Here is a 21744-nt window from a genome sequence, read left to right on the forward strand (position 1 = left end):
AGCGAATTCGTGAAAGCGTGGATCTTGATGGTACTGGCCCTGATGCTGCCCGTGGCGGCCATGGCCGAAGAAGCCAAGGAAGGGGAACCGAAAGTCTCCTACATCACCCTGAGCCCACCCTTCGTCGGCAACTATGCCCTCGACGGTGGCCCGAAACTGCGGGTGTACAAGGCCGACGTGGCCCTGCGCGTCAACAGCGATGCCGACGCCGCCGTGGTCAAGCGCCACGAGCCGTTGATCCGCAACCAGTTGGTGGCGCTATTCACCCAGCAGTCGCTGGATGCCATGAGCAACGTCGATGCCAAGGAAAAGCTGCGTCAGGAAGCCCTGAAGCAGGTCCAGCAGGTGCTTGAAGGCGAAGAAGGCAAGCCGGTGGTCGCCGACCTGCTGTTCAACAACCTGATCGTTCAGTAATCAGGAGGTCAGGCTACGGCGGAAGCGGGCCAGGGCGATCGCAAAGAACGCCAGCCCGATTGCCGCCAAAGCCAGCAGGTCGGGCCAGACCACGCTGACGCCGGCATCGCGGAACAGGATCGCCGCGCTCAAGCTGACGAAATGGGTGGATGGCGACAGCTGCATCACCCATTGCAGCCACTGCGGCATGCTGTCCAGTGGCGTACTGCCGCCCGAGAGCAACAGCATCGGGATGATCACCGGAATCGCCAGCAGGCCGAACTGCGGGGTCGAGCGCGCCAGGGTGGCGAGGAAGATCCCCAGCGCTGTGCTGGCGAACAGGTACAGCGCGGTCGCCGCCAGGAACAGCCCCAGCGAGCCGGCCAGCGGCACGCCGAGCAGGCCCTTGACCACCACTTCCAGCGAAACCCAGGTGCACAGCACCACCACCAGCGCGTTGCTGGCTATTTTCGCCAGCATGATTTCCAGTGCAGTCAGTGGCAGCACCAGCAGGTGGTCGAGGGTGCCGTGTTCGCGTTCGCGCAGCAGAGCCGTGCCGGTCAGGATGATCGCCAGGATGGTGATGTTGTTGACGATCTGGATCACCGCGAGGAACCAGCCGCCCTCCAGGTTCGGGTTGAACAGCGCACGTGCGGTCAGCAGGGCCGAGCCCTGGTTGGCATAGTCGAGCAGTTCGCGCTCGAAGATCCGCCCGATATAGCCCGCGCCCATGAACGCCTGGCTCATGGCCGTGGCATCGACATTGACCTGCAGCTCGGGCGAGCGTCCGGCCAGCAGGTCGCTTTGGAAATTCGCCGGGATATTGATCACGAAGGTATAGAGGCCACTGTCCATGGCCGCATCCAGCTGGTCATAGGGCAGCGCCACGGCGGCCTGGAATTCGGGCGGTTGCAGCGCTTCGCCGAGCTTGCGCGAAACGTGGCTGTGGTCTTCGTCGATGACCGCGACACTGGCGTTGTGTACGCCGATCACCGAGCCTGCGGCCGGCATGTAGATGGCCACGCTGAAGGCATAAAGCAGGAACAGCAGCAGCACGCTGTCGTGGCGCAGGCTGGTCAGCTCTTTCAGGCCCAGGCGCAGGGTGTGGTTGAGTCTGTGCATGGTCAGGCCTCCTGCTTCTTCAGCATGACCAGGCTCAACCCGGTGAAACCAAGGAAGAACCCCAGCAGCGCCAGGCACTGCGGCCACAGCTCACGCAGGCTCAGGGCCTTGGTGAAGGTGCCGACGGCGATGTCGAGGAAGTAGCCGGCCGGGAACAGCTGGCCCATCAGTGCTGCCGAGCCGTCCAGTGACGAGCGCGGCACGATCAGCCCGGAGAACTGGATGGTCGGCAGGCTGGTAAGGATCATGGTGCCGAGGATCGCGGCGATCTGCGTGCGGGTGAAGGCCGAGATCAGCAGGCCCAGGCTGGTGGTTGCCAGCAGGTACAGCACACCGCCACAGGCCAGCGCGAGCGGGCTGCCCTTGAACGGCACGCCGAATAGCCAGCGGTTCATCGCCACCAGCAGCGCCAGGTTGACCAGGCTGACGGCGAGATACGGCGCTTGCTTGCCGAGCAGGAACTCCAGGCGGGTCAGCGGGGTGGCGTAGAAGTTGGTGATCGAGCCGAGTTCTTTTTCGCGCACGATGCCCAGGGCCGTGAGCATGGCCGGAATGAAGGCCAGGATCAGCGCCATCACCCCTGGGCCGATGGCGTTGACGCTGACCACGTCCTGGTTGTAGCGAAAGCGCGTTTCCAGCTTTACCGGGGTTTGCCGGGCTTGCGCGGGGCTGCTCAGGGTTGCCAGTTGTTCGAGGTTGGCCTGGTGCACGGCTTCGACATAGTTGCGGCTGGTTTCGGCGCGAAACGGCATGCCGCCGTCGAGCCAGGCAGCCACGATGGGTTGGCGCCCGGCGTACAGGTCGCGACCGAAGCCTGGCGGGATCTCCAGGGCCAGCTTGATTTCCGAGCGCTGCAAGCGCTGGTGCATCTGCCTGGCGTCGCGGACGGGGGCTTGTTCGGCGAAGTAGCGCGAGCCGCGAAAGGCTTCCAGGTAGGTGCGGCTTTGTGGGCTCTGGTCCTGGTCGTAGACGGCGAAGGCGAGGTTTTCCACGTCCAGCGAAATGCCGTAGCCGAAGATCACCATCATGAACAGCGCGCCGAGCAGGGCGAAGGCCAGGCGCACCTTGTCGCGCAGCAGTTCCTTGCCCTCGCGGGTGGCGACGGCGAACAGGCGTACGAAGCTGAAGCCGGTGCCTTGAGGGCGCGGATTATCCTTGTGGGAGCTGGCCTTGCCAGCGATCAGTGGCACCATCTCCGGCAAGGCTGGCTCCCACAGGGGTGGTTTAGGTTCGGCAGTACCCTGGGCCTGCTCCAGGCAGCGGACGAAGGCATCCTCCAGGGTGTCGCCTTCGAACTGGCGCTGTAGCGCCGCCGGGGTATCACAGGCCAGCACCTTCCCCGCATGCATCAGGGAAATACGGTCGCAGCGCAGCGCCTCGTTCATGAAGTGGGTGGACAGGAAGATCGTCACCCCCTGATCCCGCGACAGCTCGATCAACAGCCGCCAGAAGTCGTCACGGGCCGCCGGGTCGACGCCGGAAGTCGGCTCGTCGAGGATCAGCACTTCCGGGCGGTGCAGCACCGCCACCGCCAGCGACAGGCGCTGGCGCAAACCCAATGGCAAGCCACCGGACTGCTGGTCGGCGATCTCGCCCAGGTCGAAACGCTCGATCAGCTCGGCAATGCGTGGGCCGCTGTCAGCCTTGGGTAGGTCGAATAGGCGGGCATGCAACTCCAGGTTCTGGCGCACACTCAACTCGCCATACAGCGAGAAGCTCTGTGACATGAACCCGACCCGCTTGCGCGTGGCCAGGTCCTTGGCATTCACCGGCCGGCCGAGCAGCTTGGCGCTGCCCTCTGTGGCCGGCATCAGCCCGGTCAGGACCTTCATGGTGGTGGTCTTGCCGCAGCCGTTGGAGCCCAGGAAGCCGAAAATCTCGCCACGGCCAATGGCGAAGCTGACCTTGTTCACGGCGGTGAAATCGCCGAAACGCAGGGTCAGTTCATGCGCCTCGATGGCGATCTCGCCATCACCCAGCGTACGCGGCGGGATCTGCAAGGGTTGCGCGTCATGCGTGCGATCCCCCTGGAAGTGAGTGAAGGCTTCGTCCAGCTTGCCACTGGCCGTCACGCCGGCCAGCTCATGGCTCAGCCCGGCGGCGATCAGCGTGCCGCGATCAAGCATCAGGCAGTGTTCGAACTGCTCGGCCTCTTCCATGTAGGCGGTTGCGACCAGCAGGGTCAGTTGCGGGCGTTCACCACGCACCTGCTCGACCAACTCCCAGAAGCGCCGGCGCGACAGCGGGTCGACGCCGGTGGTGGGTTCGTCGAGGATCAGCAAGTCCGGCTCGTGGATCAGCGCACAGCACAGCCCGAGCTTCTGCTTCATGCCGCCCGACAGCTTGCCGGCCGGGCGCTCGGCGAAGCGCTCCAGGTCGGTCGCGATCAACAGCGCGTGCATGCGTTGCTCGCACTCGGCGCGCGACAGGCCGAAGAGCGTGGCGAAAAAACGGATGTTCTCGCTGATCGACAGTTCCGCGTACAGGTTGCCGCCCAGGCCCTGGGGCATGAAGGCGATACGCGGGTAGAGGCTGTTGCGGTGGCGACGCTGGCGAATCGAGCCGCCGAGCACCTCAAGCTCGCCGGCTTGCAGCTTCTTCACCCCGGCGATCAACCCGAGCAGGCTGGATTTGCCCGCGCCATCCGGGCCGATCAGCCCGCAGCGGGTGCCGGGCGGCAGTTCGAAGGCGATGTCGCGCAGGGCCTCGAGCGTGCCATAGCGGTGGCACAGCCCGCTGGCCTTCAGCGCCGGGGCGGTCATTGCAGGTTGGCCGGCCAGTCCACGGGGGCCGTGCGCACATAGCCGGCGCCGGGCATGCCGGGCTTGGCCTGCGGCACCGCGCTGGGCTCACTCAGGCGCAGTTTCACGCGGAACACCAGCTTCTGCCGTTCATCACGGGTTTCCACCTGCTTGGGGGTGAACTGCGCCTTGGCGGCGACGAACGTGACCTTGGCCGGCAGCGCCTGCTCGGGCAGGGCATCGAGCACGATGCGCGCTTCGTCGCCCACGGTCAGCTTGCCGGTGGTGGAGGCGGGCAGGTAGAGGTTCATGTACTGGTCGTTGGGGTCGATCAACAGCAACACCCGGCCACCGGCACCCAGCACTTCGCCAGGCTCGGCCAGGCGCAGCTGGATCACGCCGTTGATTGGCGCGCGCAGGCTGCTGTCGTCGATCTCGCTGGTCAGTTGTGCCACTTGGGCTTGGGCTGCGCCAATGGCCGCCTTGATCGCGCCCAATTGCGCGCGGGAGGCGACCACGGCGGAGTTGCTGGTGTCGAAGCGTGCCTGCTGCTGGTCGAGCAGTTGCTGGCTGGCGTACTTGCGCAGGTGCAGTTCGCGCACACGCTTGAGCTCCTGGCTGGCCAGCAATTGCTCGCTCTGGCGCAGTTGCACGTTGGCCTGGGCTGCCGCGAAGTTCTCGCGGGCACGCAGCACCTCGGCTTCGGCCTGGGTGCGCTGGGCTTCGAGGGTGCGGGTGTCGATACGGGCGAGCAGTTGGCCCTGGGTGACCGTGTCACCTTCATCCACCAGCACCTCGGCGAGGCGCCCGGGGACTTTGCTGGCGATCTGCACTTCGGTGGCTTCAAGCCGGCCGTTGCCCAGGTGCAGGCCCTCGGGCAGGCGGTCATGCAGTGATTTCCAGTAGCCCAGGCCACCGGCCGCCAGCAGCAGCGCGATCAGCGCGCCAGCGAAGAGTTTGGGGGTGTGTTGGCTCATCGACATGGTGTTCAGCATCCAGCTGCAGTAGCGTCAGAGTGTGACGTTTCGCCGACCTTGGCGTTTTGATACGTGTCAAACGAGCGGGCATCCTACCCCGTTTAGCGCAGGGCGAGTACCGCCGCCCACTGCTCGGCGGTCACCGGCATCACCGACAGACGGCTACCTTTTTGCACCAGTGGCAGTTCCGCCAGCACGCTCTGCTGCTTCAGGTAGCCCAGGCCCAGCACCTTGCTGAAGGTTTCGACATGGGCCACGTCGACGGCGCTCCAGGGGTTCTTCTCGGTACTGGCCTTGGCGTCGAAATAGTGGCTTTGCGGGTCGAGCGCAGTCGGGTCGGGGTAGGCCGCAGCGGTGATGCGGGCGATCCCGGCGATGCCCGGCTCGGGGCAGCTGGAGTGATAGAAGAAGAACGCGTCATCCACGGCCATGGCGCGGATGAAATTGCGTGCCTGATAGTTGCGTACCCCATCCCAACGGGCTTCGCCGAGTTTGGCGAGGTCCTTGATCGAGAGCTCGTCGGGTTCGGATTTCATTAGCCAATAGGCCATGGATTCAGCTCCTGCCTGGGTTCGTAATAAGCTGTTGCATGAAACCGACGGCCGGTTGGCGTCAACGTTTGCGTGATGCCGCAGGTTGTCGGAGAATGCCGGGATTTTAAGCTTGACGCTGCTGCACGGCCTATAAAAAAACCGTTGCTGTCATCGTGATCAGTTTGCCTGAGGGGGGCAATCGATGAATCGCAAACCGGATTTGCTGTGGATACTGGTCTTTCTGTTCGGCATCGGCGTGGTCACCACTGGCTATGCGCAAAGCCTTTGGGAGCGCAAAGTCGACACCACCGCCTACGAACTGCCGATCACACCTGCCAAGCGTTGAGTGAAATGGCGGCCTGCTCAGGGCGCCAGGTACCATCCCTTGTCTGATACCGTGCCTTGCAACGGTACATCCCAACTGGCCTGCGCCAGTTGCTCGACCTTTTGGCATTCATGGGCCAACCCCAGGAGCAGGGGTTTCTTCCAGGCCTTGCGCCGGCCTTGATAGGCCAGGCTGCGGTCATAGAAGCCGCCGCCCATGCCCAAGCGCCCACCTTCTTCGTCGAACCCCACCAGCGGCAGCAAAATCAGGTCCAGCGCCCATACCGGTCGTTGCCGGGCCAGGTTCACCCGTGGTTCCGGAATACGGAAGCGGTTGGGGCGCAGCGCTTCACCGTGCTCAAAACGCTGGAACGCCATCTTGGTCTTCGGCCAGGCGTGCAGCACTGGCAGGTAGGTGCGTTTGCCGCGGCGCTGGGCTTCACGCAGCAACAGGCGCGGGTCGATCTCGCAGTCGTTGGGCAGGTACAGGGCGATATGCCGGGCGCGGCGGAACAGTGGGTGCTGCGCCAGTTGCCGGTACAACCCCTGCGCAGCCAGACGTTGTTCGGCCGGGCTCAAGGCGCGGCGGGCGTTGCGCAGCAGGCGGCGAAGCTGGGGGCGGGTGAGCGGCGCGGTGTCGGTCATGGCACGGGCGGTCCCTGGGCGGCTGCCACGCGGGGTGGCAACTCGGGTACCCACGCGCAGGAGAAAAGGGCGTGGGCAATCAAAAACAGGCTCCCCGACGAACCGCTGTCGGTGTAGCCCTTGAACCCGAAAGTTCAAGGTGGAGATTGCAGGAGGCGTTAAGGCTTTCCGTCAAGCGGACATGCACACCGGCCCCACGTGCAACCCCCGTGGTTGTGCGTATCGGCTCAGGGACATGACCGACTGGCAAGCACTCCAGGGAGTGGCGAGAGTATACCCGAAACTCAGTTCGATTTTGCATCCGGATCGTCGGAGAGGGCCGCATCCACGCGTTCGAGTAGGTCGCGGACCTGCTCGCGGGTGGCGCCGGTACCTTGTACCTCGGGGCGTTCCTGATTGTGCAGCAGGTCGTGGGTGATGTTCAGCGCGGCCATCACGGCGATGCGGTCGGCGCCGATGACTTTGCCGCTGCTGCGGATCTCGCGCATCTTGCCGTCCAGGTAGCGTGCGGCACTGACCAGGTTGCTGCGCTCTTCGGGCGGGCAGATGATCGAGTATTCCTTGTCGAGGATCTGAACGGTGACGCTATTGCTTGAACTCATGAGTCTTGCTCCAGGGCCTTGAGCCGCAAAATCATCGATTCGACCTTACGCCGCGCGACTTCGTTTTTTTCGATGAGGTGGGCGCGCTCCTCACGCCAGGATTTTTCCTGAGCTAATAGGAGTGCGTTTTGCCGTTTAAGTTGCTCGACCCGCTCAATCAGCAGTTCGAACCGGCCCATCAGCGCTTGCAGCTCGTTCTCTTGCATTGCTTGCCACTCGATTCGTCTGACTGGTGGTTGCCCCGGCGTTCCTTGCACCGCCTCGTCGCGAGTTGGCTGCGTCGATGGTCTTGGCGCGCCTGCCGGTGCTAGGATACAAGGTCTTCATTCTAGACATTGCGCCGTCTGGCGCCTAGCTGCCCATGCCCAATACCAATTCGCCGTACACCGCTTTCGCCACCTTGCTGTCCAGCAACGGGCATCCTGTTTCTCCTGCAGAACTGCACGGGCTGTTGCTCGGGCGCAGCTGTGCCGGCGCCGGCTTCGATGCCGAGAGCTGGCTGGCCGATGCCAGCGAACTGCTCGAGAACGAACCTTCAGACAACGTTCGTAACGCTTTGATCGGTCTTCAAGAGATGGTCAAGGGCGAACTCACCGGCGACGATATCACTGTCGTGCTGCTGCTGCCGGGTGACGAGCTGCCACTGACCCAGCGTGCCGAAGCACTTGGCCAGTGGTGCCAGGGCTTCCTCAGCGGCTTTGGCCTGAACTCCGGTGGCCTGGTGCTGAGCGCCGAAGCCAGGGAAGTACTGGGCGATCTGGATGCCATTTCGCAGATCCAGGACGCGCTTGAAGAATCCGACGAAGGCGAGAACGACTACATGGAAGTCATGGAGTACGTACGCATCGCGCCGTTGCTGCTGTTCACCGAGCTGACCAAGCCGGCAGCGCCTGCCGCCAAGCCTTCCTTGCACTGATGCCGAACAGGGGTTCCTCGTGCCAGTAATCCATATCCCGAAAGCGGAATACGCCCGGCGCCGCAAGGCGCTGATGGCGCAGATGGAACCCAACAGCATCGCTATCCTGCCCGCCGCCGCAGTGGCTATCCGCAACCGCGACGTCGAGCATGTGTACCGCCAGGACAGCGACTTCCAGTACCTGAGCGGCTTCCCCGAGCCCGAGGCGGTGATCGCCCTGATCCCCGGCCGCGAGCACGGCGAGTACGTGCTGTTCTGCCGCGAGCGCAACCCCGAGCGTGAGCTGTGGGATGGCTTGCGCGCTGGCCAGGAAGGCGCCATCCGCGACTTTGGCGCCGACGACGCGTTCCCGATCACCGACATCGACGACATCCTCCCCGGCCTGATCGAAGGCCGCGACCGGGTGTATTCGGCGATGGGCAGCAATGCCGAGTTCGACCGCCACCTGATGGAGTGGATCAACCTGATCCGTTCCAAGGCCGGCATGGGTTCCCAGCCGCCGAACGAATTCGTTGCCCTGGATCATCTGCTGCACGACCTGCGCCTGTATAAATCGGCGGCGGAAGTGAAGGTCATGCGCGAAGCGGCAGCGATCTCGGCGCGAGCCCATGTGCGGGCCATGCAGGCCTGCCGTGCCGGCCTGCATGAGTACAGCCTGGAAGCCGAGCTGGACTACGAGTTCCGCAAGGGCGGGGCGCGGATGCCGGCCTATGGCTCGATCGTCGCGGCGGGGCGCAACAGCTGCATCCTGCATTACCAGGAGAACAACGCACCGCTCAAGGACGGCGACCTGGTGCTGATCGACGCCGGCTGCGAGATCGACTGCTACGCCAGCGACATCACCCGCACCTTCCCGGTCAGCGGCAGGTTCTCGCCGGAACAGAAGGCGATCTACGAACTGGTGCTCAAGGCGCAGGAAGCGGCATTTGCAGTGATCGCCCCGGGCAAGCACTGGAACCATGCCCACGAGGCGACCGTGCAGGTCATCACCCAGGGCCTGGTTGAGCTGGGCCTGCTCAAGGGCAAGCTCGAGGAATTGATTGAAAGCGAGGCCTACCGTGCCTTCTACATGCACCGCGCCGGGCACTGGCTGGGGCTGGATGTGCATGATGTGGGCGAATACAAGGTCGGCGGCCAGTGGCGCGTGCTTGAAGCGGGCATGGCCCTGACGGTCGAGCCGGGCATCTACATTGCCCCGGACAACCAGAACGTCGCGAAAAAATGGCGCGGCATTGGCGTACGTATCGAGGACGACGTGGTGGTAACCAAGCAGGGCTGTGAAATCCTCACCTCCGGCGTGCCGAAGACGGTCGCTGAAATCGAAGCCTTGATGGCTGCCGCGCGAAGCGAGGCGGCATGAACCGGGTCAATCTGGCGATCATTGGTGGCGGTCTGGTCGGTGCCAGCCTGGCGTTGGCCCTGCAGGCCGGGGCCAAGGCGCGTGGCTGGAAGATCCTGCTGATCGAGCCGTTCGCCCCCGGCGACAGCTTCCAGCCCAGCTACGACGCGCGCTCCTCGGCGCTGTCCTTTGGCACCCGGCAAATCTATGAACGCCTTGGCCTGTGGCAGGCGATCAGCCGCCGCGCCGAGCCGATCCGGCAGATCCAGGTGTCCGACCGTGGCCGCTTTGGCGCCACCCGCCTGGATGCGCTCCAGGAAGGCGTGCCGGCCCTGGGTTACGTGGTCGAGAACGCCTGGCTCGGGCAATGCCTGTGGCAAGGCCTGGATGCCGAGGTGGTCAGTTGGCGCTGCCCGGCCGAAGTCACCGCCATGCAGGTGCTCGAAGACGGCTACCGGCTGTCGCTGAACGATGAAACCGTTGTGGAGTGCGACCTGGCCGTGCTCGCTGATGGCGGCCGCTCCGGCCTGCGCGAGCAACTGGGCATCCATGTGCGTCAGCGGCCCTACAACCAGAGCGCGTTGATCGCCAATATCACCCCAAGCGAAGCCCATTGCGGGCAAGCCTTCGAACGCTTCACCGACGACGGCCCGATGGCCCTGCTGCCGCTGCCGGAAAACCGCTGCGCGCTGGTCTGGACCCGCGTCGGGATGGACGCCAAGCGCCTCGCCGCGCTGGATGAACGCAGCTTCCTCAGCGAGTTGCAGGACGCATTTGGCTATCGCCTGGGCGCCTTGCGCCAGGTTGGCGCGCGGCATCTCTACCCGCTGACCCTGGTCGAAGCCCAGGAGCAGGTGCGCCCGCACCTGGTGGTGCTGGGCAACGCCGCGCACAGCCTGCACCCGATTGCCGGGCAGGGCTTCAACCTGTCGCTGCGTGATGTGCAGTCGCTGGCCGATGCCTTGCTCACCGGGCCTGAGCGTCCGGGCGACTTCGCCACCTTGCAGGCGTACCTCGAACGCCAGCGGCTGGACCAGGAACTGACCGTCGGCTTCTCCGACCAGGTCACGCGGTTGTTCGGTACTTCCCAGCCGTTGCTGGCCACCGGGCGCAACCTTGGCCTGCTGGGCCTGGACCTGCTGCCGCCGGCCAAACGCTGGTTCGCCCGCCAGGCGATGGGCCTGGGCACCCGCCCGGACCTGCAAGGCAAGGCATGACCCCTTCTTTCTTTTATCAGCGGCTTCGGCCGCCCGCGAGACAGGCTTAAAGCATGGAAATGCGCGCAGATCTGTTGATTGTCGGTGCCGGTATGGTCGGCAGCGCCCTGGCCCTGGCCTTGCAGCACAGTGGCCTGGAGATTCTCCTGCTCGACGGCAGCCCGATGACGGTCAAGCCGTTTGACGTCGATGCACCGTTCGAGCCGCGTGTCAGCGCCTTGTCGGCTGCCAGCCAGCGCATCCTCGAGCGCCTTGGCGCCTGGCAGGGCATGAGCGAGCGGCGCCTGAGCCCGTACTCGGACATGCATGTGTGGGACGGCAGCGGCACCGGGCAGATTCATTTTTCGGCCGCCAGCGTGCATGCCGAAGTACTCGGGCACATCGTCGAGAACCGCGTGGTGCAGGACGGCCTGCTGGAGCGCCTGCACGACAGCGAAATCGGCCTGCTGGCCAACGCCCGGCTGGAGCAGATGCGTCGCTCCGGCGATGACTGGCTGCTGACCCTGGCCGATGGCCGCACCCTGCGTGCGCCGTTGGTGATCGCCGCCGATGGCGCGCACTCGGCGGTGCGTCGCCTGACCGGCTGCGAAACCCGCGAATGGGATTATCTGCACCACGCCATCGTCACCAGCGTGCGCTGCGCCAAGGCGCACCAGGCTACGGCCTGGCAGCGCTTCACCGATGACGGTCCACTGGCGTTCCTGCCATTGGCCCGTGATGGCAAGCAGGAGTGGTGCTCGATTGTCTGGTCGACCACCCCGGAGCAGGCCGAGCGTCTGATGGCCTTGCCGGATGCCGAGTTCTGCGCAGCGCTGGAGCGGGCGTTTGAAGGTCGCCTGGGCGACGTACTCGAAGCCGACCCACGGGTGTGCGTACCGCTGCGTCAGCGCCACGCCAAGCGCTATGTCGCCGAGGGCCTGGCGCTGATCGGTGACGCCGCCCACACCATTCACCCGCTGGCCGGGCAGGGCGTGAACCTGGGTTTCCTCGACGCTGCGGTACTCGCCGAAGAGCTGCTGCACGCCTATGAGCGCGGCGAGCGCCTGGCCGATGTCCGCGTGCTGAGCCGCTATGAGCGTCGGCGCATGCCGCACAACCTGGCATTGATGGCCGCGATGGAAGGCTTCGAGCGGCTGTTCCAGGCCGATCCGCTGCCGCTGCGCTGGTTGCGCAACAGCGGTTTGAAATGGGTCGAGCAACTGCCGGAAGCCAAGGCGTTGTTTGTCCGCCAGGCCTTGGGCCTGAGCGGCGACCTGCCGGAATTGGCGCGGGCCTGAGTGGCCCGCAACATCCGGTAATCCTTCCGTTCGGTGTTCGGTTGAGAAGGCAAATGGCATTCACTACCATTTGCACCTCTCTTGCATACCGAGGACCGCTATCATGTTGCCCCGCAAGCACTTACTCGCCGCCCTGGCACTCACCCTGTTCGGCGGCACTGCCCAGGCAGCGGATGAGGTAGTGGTCTACTCCTCGCGTATCGACGAGCTGATCAAGCCGGTGTTCGATGCCTACACCGCCAAGACCGGGGTGAAGGTCAAGTTCATCACCGACAAGGAAGCGCCGCTGATGCAGCGCATCAAGGCCGAGGGCAGCAATGCCACCGCCGACCTGCTGCTCACCGTGGATGCCGGCAACCTCTGGCAGGCCGAGCAGATGGGCATCCTCCAGCCGATCAAGTCGGCGGTCATCGACGCCAATATTCCCAAGCAGTACCGTGCCTCCTCCGGTGACTGGACCGGTTTGAGCGTACGTGCGCGGACCATCGCCTACTCCACCGAGCGGGTCAAGCCTGAAGAGCTGACCACCTACGAGGCCCTGGCCGACAAGCAGTGGGAAGGCCGCCTGTGCCTGCGCACGGCGAAGAAGGTCTACAACCAGTCGCTGACGGCCACCCTGATCGAAACCCATGGCGAGAAGAAAGCCGAAGAGATCATCAAGGGCTGGGTGAACAACCTGTCCACGGACGTGTTCTCCGATGACACCGCGCTGCTGCAGGCAATCAATGCTGGCCAGTGCGACGTGGGCGTCGTCAACACCTACTACTACGGGCGTCTGCACAAGGACAACCCAAAGCTGGCGGTCAAGCTGTTCTGGCCTAACCAGGGTGACCGTGGCGTGCACGTGAACCTCTCGGGCATCGGCCTGACCAAGCATGCCCCGCACCCTGAGGCGGCGATCAAGCTGGTCGAGTGGATGACCGGTGAAGAGGCGCAGAAGATGTTCGCCGGTATCAATCAGGAGTTCCCGGCCAACCCGAAAGTCGCGTCTTCGGAAGAAGTGGCGGCCTGGGGCAACTTCAAGGCTGACAGCATTCCGGTGGAAATGGCCGGCAAGCGCCAGGCCGAAGCGATTCGCTTGATGGATCGGGCTGGCTGGAACTAAGCGCAAGGCTTTATCCTTCCGGGGGCCCTGTCGGGCCCCATCGCTGGCAATGCCAGCTCCCACATTGAGGTCTCTGTGGGAGCCGGCGTTGCCGGCGATCGACCGCCTCGCGGTCGCAACCTTGCCCATAGAGAACATCCGTTTTGGCCCACCCCGCCCAACGCCGCTGGTACCCCCTGGTTTACACCCTCGCTGCCCTGGTGCTGTTGCCCCTGAGCGTGTTGGTGCTGTCCTGGCAAAGCATCGACCTGCAAATCTGGTCGCACCTGCTCGACACCCAGATGACCCGGCTACTGGGCAACACCCTGACCCTGGTGCTGGGTGTCGGGGTCGGCGTCACGCTGCTGGGGGTAAGCCTGGCCTGGCTGACCAGCCTCTGCGAATTCCCCGGCCGGCGCTGGCTCGACTGGGCGCTGATGCTGCCCTTCGCCATTCCTGCCTATGTCCTGGCCTTCGTCTTCGTCGGCCTGCTGGACTTCTCCGGCCCGGTACAAACCCTGCTGCGCGAATGGTTCGGCCCCATGCGCCTGCCCCGCGTACGTTCCACCGGCGGGGTGATCACGGTGCTGGTGCTGGTGTTCTACCCCTACGTCTACCTGCTCGCGCGCAACGCCTTCCTGGCCCAGGGCAAGGGCCTGATGGAAGCCGCGCGGGCGCTTGGGCAAACTCCGCTGCAAGCGTTCTGGCGGGTGGCCTTGCCGATGGCCCGCCCGGCCATTGGCGCCGGCGTGGCGCTGGCCCTGATGGAGACCCTGGCCGACTTCGGTGCGGTCTCGGTGTTCAACTTCGATACCTTCACCACGGCCATCTACAAGACCTGGTACGGCTTCTTCAGCCTGTCCAGCGCCGCACAGCTGGCCAGCTTGCTGTTGCTGGTGGTGATGGTGCTGCTCTACGGCGAACGCCGGGCACGTGGTGCGGTACGCGGCAGCAATGAGCGACCGCGCGGCGAGGCGCTGTATCACCTGCGCGGGATCAAGGCGTTTGCCGCCAGCGGCTGGTGCCTGCTGGTGTTTGCCTGCGCCTTTGTCATCCCGATGCTGCAATTGCTCGCCTGGTGCTGGCAGCGCGGCCGTTTCGACCTGGACGAGCGCTATGTCGACCTGGTCCTGCATACCCTCTACCTGGGCAGCATGGCCGCGTTGATCACGGTGAGCGCCGCCCTGGTGCTGGCCTTCGCCCGCCGGCAGGCGCCAACGCGCGGCATTCGCGCCGGGGTCAGCCTGGCGAATATCGGCTATGCATTGCCGGGCTCGGTGCTGGCCGTGTCGATCATGCTTGCCTTCAGCTATCTGGACCGCGAACTGGTCATCCCTGTGTCCAGCTGGTTCGGCGGCGCCGGCCGGCCATTGCTGCTGGGCAGCCTGTCGGCCTTGCTGCTGGCCTACCTGGTGCGTTTCATCGCCGTGGCCTTTGGCCCGCTGGAAAACAGCCTGGGGCGCATCCGCCCCTCGTTGCCGGAAGCGTCGCGCAGCCTCGGGGTCGGCGGCCCACGTTTGTTTTTCAAGGTGTATCTGCCGCTCTTGGTGCCCGGTGCGCTGAGCGCCGCCTTGCTGGTGTTCGTCGACGTGCTCAAGGAAATGCCGGCGACCCTGCTGATGCGCCCGTTCGGCTGGGATACGCTGGCGGTTCGGGTGTTCGAGATGACCAGTGAAGGCGAGTGGGCGCGTGCTTCGTTGCCGGCGCTAAGCCTGGTGCTGGTCGGCCTGCTACCGGTCATCGGCCTGATACGGCGATCGGCCCGTCACCCTGGTCAACATCGCTGAGGGTGCCAGCCTGCTCCCTTGCGGCTACAATGCGCGGCATTCTGCGGACGGTCGACTGACCGGGTAGCTGAAATCTGCTGCCGTAAGCCGTAGCCTGGCCACGCCCGGAAGGAGAAACCCATGGGACAGCGCACGCCTATTTATGACCTGCATTTGGCGCTCGGCGCCAAGATGGTCGATTTTGGCGGTTGGGATTTGCCTTTGCATTACGGCTCGCAAGTCGAGGAGCACCATCAGGTGCGCAGCGACTGCGGGGTCTTCGACGTTTCGCATATGACCGTCATCGACATCGCCGGTAGCCAGGCCACGCCTTGGCTGCGTCAGTTGCTGGCCAACGATGTGGCAACCCTGAGTGAAACCGGCAAGGCCCTCTACAGCACCATGCTCAACGAGCAGGGCGGAGTCATCGACGACCTGCTGGTCTATCGCACCGAAGGTGGCTATCGCCTGGTGGCCAACGCCGCAACGCGCGGCAAGGACCTGGTCTGGCTAAGAACCCGTAAGGTGGGTCACGACGTAGAGGTCATCGAGCGCGAGGAGCTGGCGATCCTTGCCATCCAGGGGCCGCATGCCCGCGAGAAGGTGGCCGAGCTGGTCAGTGCCCCGCGTGCCGAGCTGATCCGTGAGCTCAAGCCGTTCGAAGGCCGCGCCGATGGCGACTGGTTCATTGCCCGCACCGGCTATACCGGCGAAGACGGCCTGGAGATCAACCTGCCGGCCGAGCAAGCCCCGGCCTTCTTCAACGACCTGGTCGGCGCCGGCATCGCCCCGAGCGGGCTGGGTGCGCGCGATACCCTGCGCCTGGAAGCCGGCCTGAACCTCTACGGCCAGGACATCGACGAAATGCATTCGCCACTGACCTCCAACCTGGCCGGCAAGATCGCCTGGGAGCCGGCCGAGCGCGACTTCGTCGGGCGCGCAGCGCTGGAGGCCGAACAGGCTGCCGGCGTGCAGTCGAAACTGGTCGGCCTGGTGCTGGAAGAGCGCGGTGTATTGCGCCAGCATCAAGTGGTGCGTATCGCGGAAATTGGCGAAGGGGAGATCACCAGTGGTAGTTTCTCTCCTACGCTGAGCAAATCGATTGCCCTGGCCCGCGTACCGGTGGCCACTGCTGACCGCGCCGAAGTAGAAATTCGTGGCAAGTGGTACCCGGTGCGGGTGGTCAAACCGACCTTCGTGCGCCATGGCAAGACCCTGATCTGAACCTATTCCGGCGGGCCGACCGCTGACCTGTTGAGGACAATGACAATGAGCAATATCCCCGCCGACCTGCGTTTCGCCGAGAGCCACGAGTGGGCCAGGCTGGAAGCCGATGGCACCGTCACCGTGGGCATCAGCGATCACGCGCAGCAAGCCCTGGGCGACGTGGTGTTCGTCGAGCTCGCTGAAGTGGGCAAGGTATTCAGTGCTGGCGACGCCGCTGGCGTGGTCGAGTCGGTCAAGGCCGCTTCGGACATCTACTCCCCGGTCAGCGGTGAAGTGATCGCGGTGAACGAAGAGCTGGCCGACAGCCCTGAAGCGCTGAACGAAAGCCCGTACGAGAGCTGGATCTTCAAGCTCAAGCCAAGCAATCCGGCAGAGCTGGAGAATCTGCTGGACGCTGCTGGCTACAAAGCCTTCATCGGCGAGTAGTTTTTCCCGCAGGATCGGCAAACCCTTCCTAGACTCAATAAGCCTCGACCCCTCGAGGCTTGGTCTAGGAAGAGAGAGCCGCTATGTCCTTGTTGCCGTCCCTGAGCCAACTGTACGACCCCAACCCGTTTCTGCGCCGCCACCTCGGCCCGGACGCTGCCGAGCAGCAGTCCATGCTGGCCGCCCTGGGCGTTGCCAGCCGCAGTGAACTGATCGAACAGACCGTCCCGCCGGGTATCCGCCTGAACCGGGCGCTGGCCTTGCCGGCCGCGCTGGATGAGCAGGCCGCCCTGGCCAAGCTGCGCGGCTATGCCGAGCAGAACCAGCAGTGGACCAGCCTGATCGGCATGGGTTACCACGCCACCCTGACGCCAACGGTGATCTTGCGCAACGTGCTGGAAAACCCGGGTTGGTACACCGCCTACACGCCGTATCAGCCGGAGATCGCCCAAGGGCGGCTCGAAGCGTTGCTGAATTTCCAGCAGATGGTCATCGACCTGACCGGGCTGGATTTGGCCAACGCCTCGCTGCTCGATGAAGCGACAGCCGCCGCCGAAGCCATGGCGCTGGCCAAGCGCGTGGCGAAGTCGCGCAGCAATGTGTTCTTCGCGGATGAGCATTGCCACCCGCAGACGCTCTCGGTGCTGCAGACCCGCGCCGAAGGCTTCGGCTTCGAACTGGTGATCGACTCGCTGGACAACCTCAGCCAGCATCAGGTGTTCGGTGCCTTGCTGCAGTACCCCAACACCCACGGCGGAGTTCACGACCTGAGCTTGCCGATTGCCCAGTTGCACGAGCAGCAGGCCATCGCCTGCGTGGCCGCCGATATCCTCAGCCTGGTGCTGCTGACCCCGCCGGGTGAGCAGGGCGCCGACGTGGTGCTGGGTTCGAGCCAGCGCTTTGGCGTACCGATGGGCTATGGCGGGCCGCACGCGGCGTATTTTGCCTGCCGCGACGAGTTCAAGCGGGCGATGCCCGGGCGCATCATCGGCGTGTCCAAGGACGCCCGTGGCAACCTGGCGCTGCGCATGGCCCTGCAAACCCGCGAGCAACACATTCGCCGCGAGAAGGCCAATTCGAACATCTGCACCGCGCAGGTGCTGCTGGCCAATATCGCCGGCTTCTACGCCGTCTATCACGGGCCTGAGGGCCTGACGCGGATTGCCCAGCGGGTACACCGGCTGACCACCATCCTCGCGGCCGGCTTGCAGAGCAAGGGCCTGCGTCGGCTCAACGCGCACTTCTTCGACACCCTGACCCTTGAGGTCGGTGGCACCCAGACCGCGATCATCCAGAGCGCCGAAGCGCAGCAGATCAACCTGCGCATCCTCGGGCGCGGGCACCTGGGGGTAAGCCTCGACGAAACCAGTGACGAGAGCACGGTGCTGCGCCTGTTCGACATCTTCCTGGGCGCCGACCACGGCCTGGACATCACCGAACTGGATGGTCAAAGCCTGCCCGCCGGGATTCCGCAAACCCTGCTGCGCCGCTCGGCATTCCTCACGCACCCGGTGTTCAACCTGCACCACAGCGAAACCGAAATGCTGCGTTACCTCAAGCAGCTGGAGAACAAGGACCTGGCGCTGAACCAGTCGATGATCCCGCTGGGCTCCTGCACCATGAAGCTCAACGCCAGCAGCGAGATGATCCCGATCACCTGGCCGGGCTTCGCCAGCCTGCACCCCTTTGTCCCGCTGGCGCAGGCCCAGGGTTACAAGGCGATGATCGAGGAGCTGGAGAGCTGGCTGTGCACGATCACCGGCTTCGATGCCATCTGCATGCAACCCAACTCGGGGGCCCAGGGCGAGTACGCCGGTTTGCTTGCGATCAGCAAATACCACCGCAGCCGCAAACAGGCGCAGCGTGACATCTGCCTGATCCCGGCTTCGGCCCATGGCACCAACCCGGCCTCGGCGCAGATGGCCGGGATGCAGGTGGTAATCGTCGAGTGCGACGAGGCCGGCAACGTCGACCTGGAGGACCTCAAGGCCAAGGCCAAGGCGGCGGGGGAGCGCCTGTCGTGCCTGATGGCGACCTATCCGTCGACCCATGGCGTGTACGAGGAGGGCATCAGCGAGATCTGCGAAGTTATCCACACGCATGGCGGCCAGGTGTACATGGACGGTGCCAACCTCAATGCCCAGGTGGGGCTGACGCGGCCGGCGGACATTGGCGCCGATGTCTCGCACATGAATTTGCACAAGACCTTCTGCATTCCCCATGGTGGGGGCGGCCCGGGCATGGGCCCGATAGGTGTGCGTGCGCACCTGGCGCCGTTCGTGGCCAGCCACCCGGTGGTGCCGGTGCCAGGGCCCGACCCGCAGAATACGGCGGTGAGTGCGGCGCCGTGGGGCAGTGCGAGCATCTTGCCAATCAGCTGGATGTATATCGCCATGATGGGGCCGCAGCTGGCCGATGCCAGCGAGGTGGCGATCCTTTCCGCCAACTACCTGGCGCAGCAGTTGGGCGGGGCGTTCCCGGTGCTCTATCGCGGGCGCAACGAGCGCGTGGCGCACGAGTGCATTCTGGATTTGCGGCCGTTGAAGGCGCAGACCGGGATTAGCGAGGAGGATGTGGCCAAGCGCCTGATGGACTATGGCTTCCATGCGCCGACCATGTCGTTCCCGGTGCCGGGCACCTTGATGGTGGAGCCGACCGAGAGTGAGTCGAAGGCGGAGCTGGACCGCTTTGTTCAGGCCATGTTGAGCATTCGCGCGGAGATCGCCGAGGTGCAGAAGGGCAACTGGCCGGCCGAGGACAACCCGCTCAAGCGCGCGCCGCATACCCTGGCGGATGTGCTGGGGATATGGGAGCGGCCTTACAGCATCGAACAGGGCATTGCGCCCAGCGCGCATGCGCGCATGCACAAGTACTGGCCGGCGGTGAACCGGGTCGACAACGTGTATGGGGACCGTAATCTGTTCTGTTCGTGTGTGCCGGTGGGGGAATACCGTTAGATCGCTATCGCTGGCAAGGCCAGCTCCCACAGCGCCACTTCAGTGCATGCATAGCCTGTGGGGGCCGGCCTTGTCGGCGATGCTGTCAAGGCGCCTCAGCTAGCGCATTTTTAGCCAGGATCGCATTCGCCAGCTCCATGTCGCTGGCCTGCAACCCAGGGTTGTCCGCCCGCACCTTCTGCATCGCCGCCTCCAGGTAAGGCCCGCGAATCGCGCCTTCGCTGGCGACATAGCTGCCGGCATCATCCTGCGCCGCGACGATCAGCTTGTGGTCCTTGAAGGTCAGGTAGGTCGAGCCGGTCGTGGCGCCGGAAGAAATGACATTGCGCCAGAAACTGTCGGCCATGGCGGAACCAACAGGCAGGGACAGCAAGGCCAGGGTGGCGACTGCAAATTTGAGGCGCATCGGTGAAGCTCCAGGTGAGATGACAATGCCAGCTTGGATCAAATTGCCCGGATCTAGTTCCCCGCCTCACGGCGCCACCCGCAACACTTCTTCCACCGTGGTCAGGCCATCCGCGACCTTCTGCGCGCCGCTCAGGCGCAGGCTGCGCATGCCCTCCCGGGCGGCCTGTTCACGCAGTGCCTGTTGATCGGTGTCGGCCTGCAGCAGCGTCTTGAGCGCCGGGCTCATGCTCAGCAGCTCATACAGCCCGGTGCGCCCGCGATACCCGGTTTGCCGGCACACGCGACAGCCCACCGCGCGATACCCCTGCATCTGCGCCTCCTTGCATGCGCTGCACAGCGTGCGCACCAGCCGCTGGGCCATCACCCCCACCAGCGTGGCGCGAATCAGGTAGTGCGCGACCCCAAGCTCCAGCAAGCGGCCGATGGCGCCGCAGGCATCGTTGGTGTGCAAGGTCGAGAGCACCAGGTGCCCGGTCAGTGCTGCCTGTATCGCCACCTGTGCGGTCTCGAGGTCGCGGATCTCACCAATCATGATCACGTCCGGGTCCTGGCGCAGCAGGGCGCGTACCCCGTTGGCAAAGCCCAGGTCGATGCCCGGCTGCACCTGCGTCTGGTTGAACGCCGGCTCGACCATTTCGATCGGGTCTTCGAGGGTGCACAGGTTGATCTGCGGTGTGGCCAGGTGCTTGAGCGTGGTGTACAGCGTGCTGGTCTTGCCCGAGCCGGTCGGCCCGGTGACCAGGATGATCCCGTGGGGCTGGCGCAGCATGGCGTGCCAGCGCTCCAATTCGTCACCGTCCAGGCCCAGCTGGCGAAAGTCGCTGTGCAGCAGGCGCGGGTCGAAGATGCGCATCACCAGCTTCTCGCCGAAGGTGGTCGGCAGGGTCGACAGGCGCAACTCGACTTCATCGCCCGACGGCGCCTTGGTCTTGATCCGGCCATCCTGCGGCCGGCGTTTTTCCGCGACGTTCATCCGCCCCAGGCTTTTCAGGCGGCTGACCACCGCCAGGGTCACCGGCGGCGGGAACTGGTAGACCTCGTGCAGCACGCCATCGATGCGCAACCGCAATCGCCCCTGGTCGCGGCGCGGTTCGATATGGATATCGCTGGCCTGCTGGTCGAAGGCGTACTGCAACAGCCAGTCGACGATGCTCACGATATGCGCGTCGTTGGCATCGGCTTCGTGGGTGTTGTTGCCCAGGTCCAGCAATTGCTCCAGGTTGCCAACCCCTTCACCTGGCGTGTCCAGGTGGCTGGCGCCGCTGATCGAGCGGGCCAGGTGGAAGCATTCCTGGCTGAGCTGGCGGATCTGCGCGGGGCTCGCCAGCACCCGCTGGATGCGGCGCTTGAGCACCAGGCCAAGGTCGGCCTCCCAGGCCCTGACAAACGGCTGGGCACTGGCGACGGTGACGCTGTGGGCGTCCTGCGCGACGGCCAGAATGCCGTGGCGGCGAGCAAAGGCGGCAGACATGAGCCCGGTGAGCCCGGCCAGGTCGAGGTTCAACGGGTCAATGCGCAGGTAGGGCAGGCCGGCCTGTTCGGCCAGCCATTCGCAGAGCGTGTCGAGGTCGAGCGACTGGCCGGGCCGGCGCCGGTCGTTCAGGCCGAGGGCGGCAATCTGCTCCAGGGGATGGACGCTGTCGTCGGTTGGGGCGTGGCATTGCCGGTAGTCGTCCGGGCTGATGCGCTGCTGTTCAAGCAACGTATGCAGCAACTCGCTGAGCGCCAATGGGCGGTCGGGGCTGGGGCTGGGCATGGTGCATCCTTGCAGTCAGGCACGTGTCTGCACA

At 64.9% G+C, this 21744-nt stretch carries 20 protein-coding genes and 1 other RNA gene; 11 read left to right on the forward strand and 10 right to left on the reverse strand.

Going from position 1 to position 21744, the window contains the following annotated elements; genetic code table 11:
- The first annotated feature begins 9 nt into the window (after positions 1 to 9).
- Positions 10 to 414 carry a flagellar basal body-associated protein FliL gene (locus M5G11_RS09775; protein ID WP_273909849.1) on the forward strand — a complete coding sequence of 135 codons (405 nt, stop codon included), beginning with the start codon at positions 10 to 12 and terminating at the stop codon, positions 412 to 414.
- Here the strand turns inward: M5G11_RS09775 and M5G11_RS09780 are convergent, their stop codons facing one another.
- The 4 genes from M5G11_RS09780 to M5G11_RS09795 all read right to left on the reverse strand — a co-directional run bounded on the left by M5G11_RS09780 (position 415) and on the right by M5G11_RS09795 (position 5784).
- Entirely contained in the window at positions 415 to 1515 is a 1101-nt protein-coding gene (locus M5G11_RS09780) for an ABC transporter permease (RefSeq protein WP_273909850.1), read from the reverse strand. It abuts the gene before it with no gap.
- 2 nt (positions 1516 to 1517) lie between these two features.
- Complete coding sequence (gene rbbA / locus M5G11_RS09785) at positions 1518 to 4277, reverse strand: ribosome-associated ATPase/putative transporter RbbA (RefSeq protein WP_273909851.1); 2760 nt, start codon at positions 4275 to 4277, stop codon at positions 1518 to 1520.
- Entirely contained in the window at positions 4274 to 5239 is a 966-nt protein-coding gene (locus M5G11_RS09790; protein ID WP_420793792.1) for an HlyD family secretion protein, read from the reverse strand. The genes rbbA and M5G11_RS09790 overlap by 4 nt, the downstream gene beginning before the upstream one ends.
- 95 nt (positions 5240 to 5334) lie before the next feature.
- On the reverse strand, positions 5335 to 5784 hold the full coding sequence (locus M5G11_RS09795; protein WP_273909852.1) for an EVE domain-containing protein: 450 nt from the start codon (positions 5782 to 5784) through the stop codon (positions 5335 to 5337).
- A gap of 184 nt (positions 5785 to 5968) precedes the next feature.
- Between M5G11_RS09795 and M5G11_RS09800 the strand changes: the two genes are divergently transcribed.
- On the forward strand, positions 5969 to 6112 hold the full coding sequence (locus M5G11_RS09800) for a hypothetical protein (protein WP_273909853.1): 144 nt from the start codon (positions 5969 to 5971) through the stop codon (positions 6110 to 6112).
- A 17-nt stretch (positions 6113 to 6129) separates the two neighbouring features.
- Here the strand turns inward: M5G11_RS09800 and M5G11_RS09805 are convergent, their stop codons facing one another.
- From M5G11_RS09805 to M5G11_RS09820, 4 genes are all read right to left on the reverse strand, one after another.
- Complete coding sequence (locus M5G11_RS09805; RefSeq protein ID WP_273909854.1) at positions 6130 to 6735, reverse strand: 5-formyltetrahydrofolate cyclo-ligase; 606 nt, start codon at positions 6733 to 6735, stop codon at positions 6130 to 6132.
- A gap of 87 nt (positions 6736 to 6822) precedes the next feature.
- Positions 6823 to 7000: non-coding RNA, 6S RNA (gene ssrS, locus M5G11_RS09810), on the reverse strand.
- Positions 7001 to 7019: 19 nt separating this feature from the next.
- The gene (locus M5G11_RS09815; protein WP_273909855.1) at positions 7020 to 7337 is read right to left on the reverse strand and encodes a cell division protein ZapA; all 318 of its coding nucleotides are present in this window, start codon (positions 7335 to 7337) and stop codon (positions 7020 to 7022) included.
- A complete protein-coding gene (locus M5G11_RS09820; protein ID WP_273909856.1) occupies positions 7334 to 7543 on the reverse strand; it encodes a TIGR02449 family protein in 210 nt (69 codons plus the stop codon). The genes M5G11_RS09815 and M5G11_RS09820 overlap by 4 nt, the downstream gene beginning before the upstream one ends.
- 155 nt (positions 7544 to 7698) lie before the next feature.
- Here M5G11_RS09820 and M5G11_RS09825 point away from each other — a divergent pair, with 155 nt between their 5' ends.
- The 9 genes from M5G11_RS09825 (at position 7699) to gcvP (ending at position 19546) form a co-directional block, all read left to right on the forward strand.
- Positions 7699 to 8253 carry a YecA/YgfB family protein gene (locus M5G11_RS09825; RefSeq protein ID WP_273909857.1) on the forward strand — a complete coding sequence of 185 codons (555 nt, stop codon included), beginning with the start codon at positions 7699 to 7701 and terminating at the stop codon, positions 8251 to 8253.
- Between the two features lie 19 nt (positions 8254 to 8272).
- Positions 8273 to 9613, forward strand: a complete 1341-nt coding sequence (gene pepP / locus M5G11_RS09830) for a Xaa-Pro aminopeptidase (protein WP_273909858.1) — start codon at positions 8273 to 8275, stop codon at positions 9611 to 9613.
- Positions 9610 to 10809 (forward strand): 2-octaprenyl-6-methoxyphenyl hydroxylase, encoded by a 1200-nt coding sequence (gene ubiH / locus M5G11_RS09835; protein WP_273909859.1) that lies wholly within the window; start codon positions 9610 to 9612, stop codon positions 10807 to 10809. The genes pepP and ubiH overlap by 4 nt, the downstream gene beginning before the upstream one ends.
- A gap of 59 nt (positions 10810 to 10868) precedes the next feature.
- Positions 10869 to 12086, forward strand: a complete 1218-nt coding sequence (locus M5G11_RS09840; RefSeq protein WP_273910049.1) for a 2-octaprenyl-3-methyl-6-methoxy-1,4-benzoquinol hydroxylase — start codon at positions 10869 to 10871, stop codon at positions 12084 to 12086.
- 103 nt (positions 12087 to 12189) lie between these two features.
- The gene (locus M5G11_RS09845; RefSeq protein ID WP_273909860.1) at positions 12190 to 13191 is read left to right on the forward strand and encodes an extracellular solute-binding protein; all 1002 of its coding nucleotides are present in this window, start codon (positions 12190 to 12192) and stop codon (positions 13189 to 13191) included.
- A gap of 143 nt (positions 13192 to 13334) precedes the next feature.
- On the forward strand, positions 13335 to 14957 hold the full coding sequence (locus M5G11_RS09850; protein ID WP_273909861.1) for an ABC transporter permease: 1623 nt from the start codon (positions 13335 to 13337) through the stop codon (positions 14955 to 14957).
- 120 nt (positions 14958 to 15077) lie between these two features.
- A complete protein-coding gene (gene gcvT, locus M5G11_RS09855) occupies positions 15078 to 16160 on the forward strand; it encodes a glycine cleavage system aminomethyltransferase GcvT (RefSeq protein WP_273909862.1) in 1083 nt (360 codons plus the stop codon).
- Between the two features lie 45 nt (positions 16161 to 16205).
- The gene (gene gcvH / locus M5G11_RS09860; protein ID WP_273909863.1) at positions 16206 to 16589 is read left to right on the forward strand and encodes a glycine cleavage system protein GcvH; all 384 of its coding nucleotides are present in this window, start codon (positions 16206 to 16208) and stop codon (positions 16587 to 16589) included.
- 83 nt (positions 16590 to 16672) lie between these two features.
- The gene (gene gcvP, locus M5G11_RS09865; RefSeq protein ID WP_273909864.1) at positions 16673 to 19546 is read left to right on the forward strand and encodes an aminomethyl-transferring glycine dehydrogenase; all 2874 of its coding nucleotides are present in this window, start codon (positions 16673 to 16675) and stop codon (positions 19544 to 19546) included.
- 85 nt (positions 19547 to 19631) lie between these two features.
- Here the strand turns inward: gcvP and M5G11_RS09870 are convergent, their stop codons facing one another.
- Together M5G11_RS09870 and M5G11_RS09875 are read right to left on the reverse strand one after the other, a co-directional pair.
- The gene (locus M5G11_RS09870; RefSeq protein ID WP_273909865.1) at positions 19632 to 19952 is read right to left on the reverse strand and encodes a DUF2388 domain-containing protein; all 321 of its coding nucleotides are present in this window, start codon (positions 19950 to 19952) and stop codon (positions 19632 to 19634) included.
- 66 nt (positions 19953 to 20018) lie between these two features.
- On the reverse strand, positions 20019 to 21710 hold the full coding sequence (locus M5G11_RS09875) for a GspE/PulE family protein (RefSeq protein WP_273909866.1): 1692 nt from the start codon (positions 21708 to 21710) through the stop codon (positions 20019 to 20021).
- Positions 21711 to 21744: the final 34 nt, after the last annotated feature.

This window comes from Pseudomonas fontis (assembly GCF_028656955.1).
Taxonomy (GTDB): domain Bacteria; phylum Pseudomonadota; class Gammaproteobacteria; order Pseudomonadales; family Pseudomonadaceae; genus Aquipseudomonas; species Aquipseudomonas fontis.

Bases quoted from the DNA above. Each gene is read 5' to 3' on its own strand.
- M5G11_RS09780 (WP_273909850.1), bottom strand. From the start codon at position 1,515: ATGCACAGACTCAACCACACCCTGCGCCTGGGCCTGAAAGAGCTGACC.
- rbbA (WP_273909851.1), bottom strand. From the start codon at position 4,277: ATGACCGCCCCGGCGCTGAAGGCCAGCGGGCTGTGCCACCGCTATGGC.
- M5G11_RS09790 (WP_420793792.1), bottom strand. From the start codon at position 5,239: ATGTCGATGAGCCAACACACCCCCAAACTCTTCGCTGGCGCGCTGATC.
- M5G11_RS09795 (WP_273909852.1), bottom strand. From the start codon at position 5,784: ATGGCCTATTGGCTAATGAAATCCGAACCCGACGAGCTCTCGATCAAG.
- M5G11_RS09800 (WP_273909853.1), top strand. From the start codon at position 5,969: ATGAATCGCAAACCGGATTTGCTGTGGATACTGGTCTTTCTGTTCGGC.
- M5G11_RS09805 (WP_273909854.1), bottom strand. From the start codon at position 6,735: ATGACCGACACCGCGCCGCTCACCCGCCCCCAGCTTCGCCGCCTGCTG.
- M5G11_RS09815 (WP_273909855.1), bottom strand. From the start codon at position 7,337: ATGAGTTCAAGCAATAGCGTCACCGTTCAGATCCTCGACAAGGAATAC.
- M5G11_RS09820 (WP_273909856.1), bottom strand. From the start codon at position 7,543: ATGCAAGAGAACGAGCTGCAAGCGCTGATGGGCCGGTTCGAACTGCTG.
- M5G11_RS09825 (WP_273909857.1), top strand. From the start codon at position 7,699: ATGCCCAATACCAATTCGCCGTACACCGCTTTCGCCACCTTGCTGTCC.
- ubiH (WP_273909859.1), top strand. From the start codon at position 9,610: ATGAACCGGGTCAATCTGGCGATCATTGGTGGCGGTCTGGTCGGTGCC.
- M5G11_RS09840 (WP_273910049.1), top strand. From the start codon at position 10,869: ATGCGCGCAGATCTGTTGATTGTCGGTGCCGGTATGGTCGGCAGCGCC.
- M5G11_RS09845 (WP_273909860.1), top strand. From the start codon at position 12,190: ATGTTGCCCCGCAAGCACTTACTCGCCGCCCTGGCACTCACCCTGTTC.
- gcvT (WP_273909862.1), top strand. From the start codon at position 15,078: ATGGGACAGCGCACGCCTATTTATGACCTGCATTTGGCGCTCGGCGCC.
- gcvH (WP_273909863.1), top strand. From the start codon at position 16,206: ATGAGCAATATCCCCGCCGACCTGCGTTTCGCCGAGAGCCACGAGTGG.
- gcvP (WP_273909864.1), top strand. From the start codon at position 16,673: ATGTCCTTGTTGCCGTCCCTGAGCCAACTGTACGACCCCAACCCGTTT.
- M5G11_RS09870 (WP_273909865.1), bottom strand. From the start codon at position 19,952: ATGCGCCTCAAATTTGCAGTCGCCACCCTGGCCTTGCTGTCCCTGCCT.
- M5G11_RS09875 (WP_273909866.1), bottom strand. From the start codon at position 21,710: ATGCCCAGCCCCAGCCCCGACCGCCCATTGGCGCTCAGCGAGTTGCTG.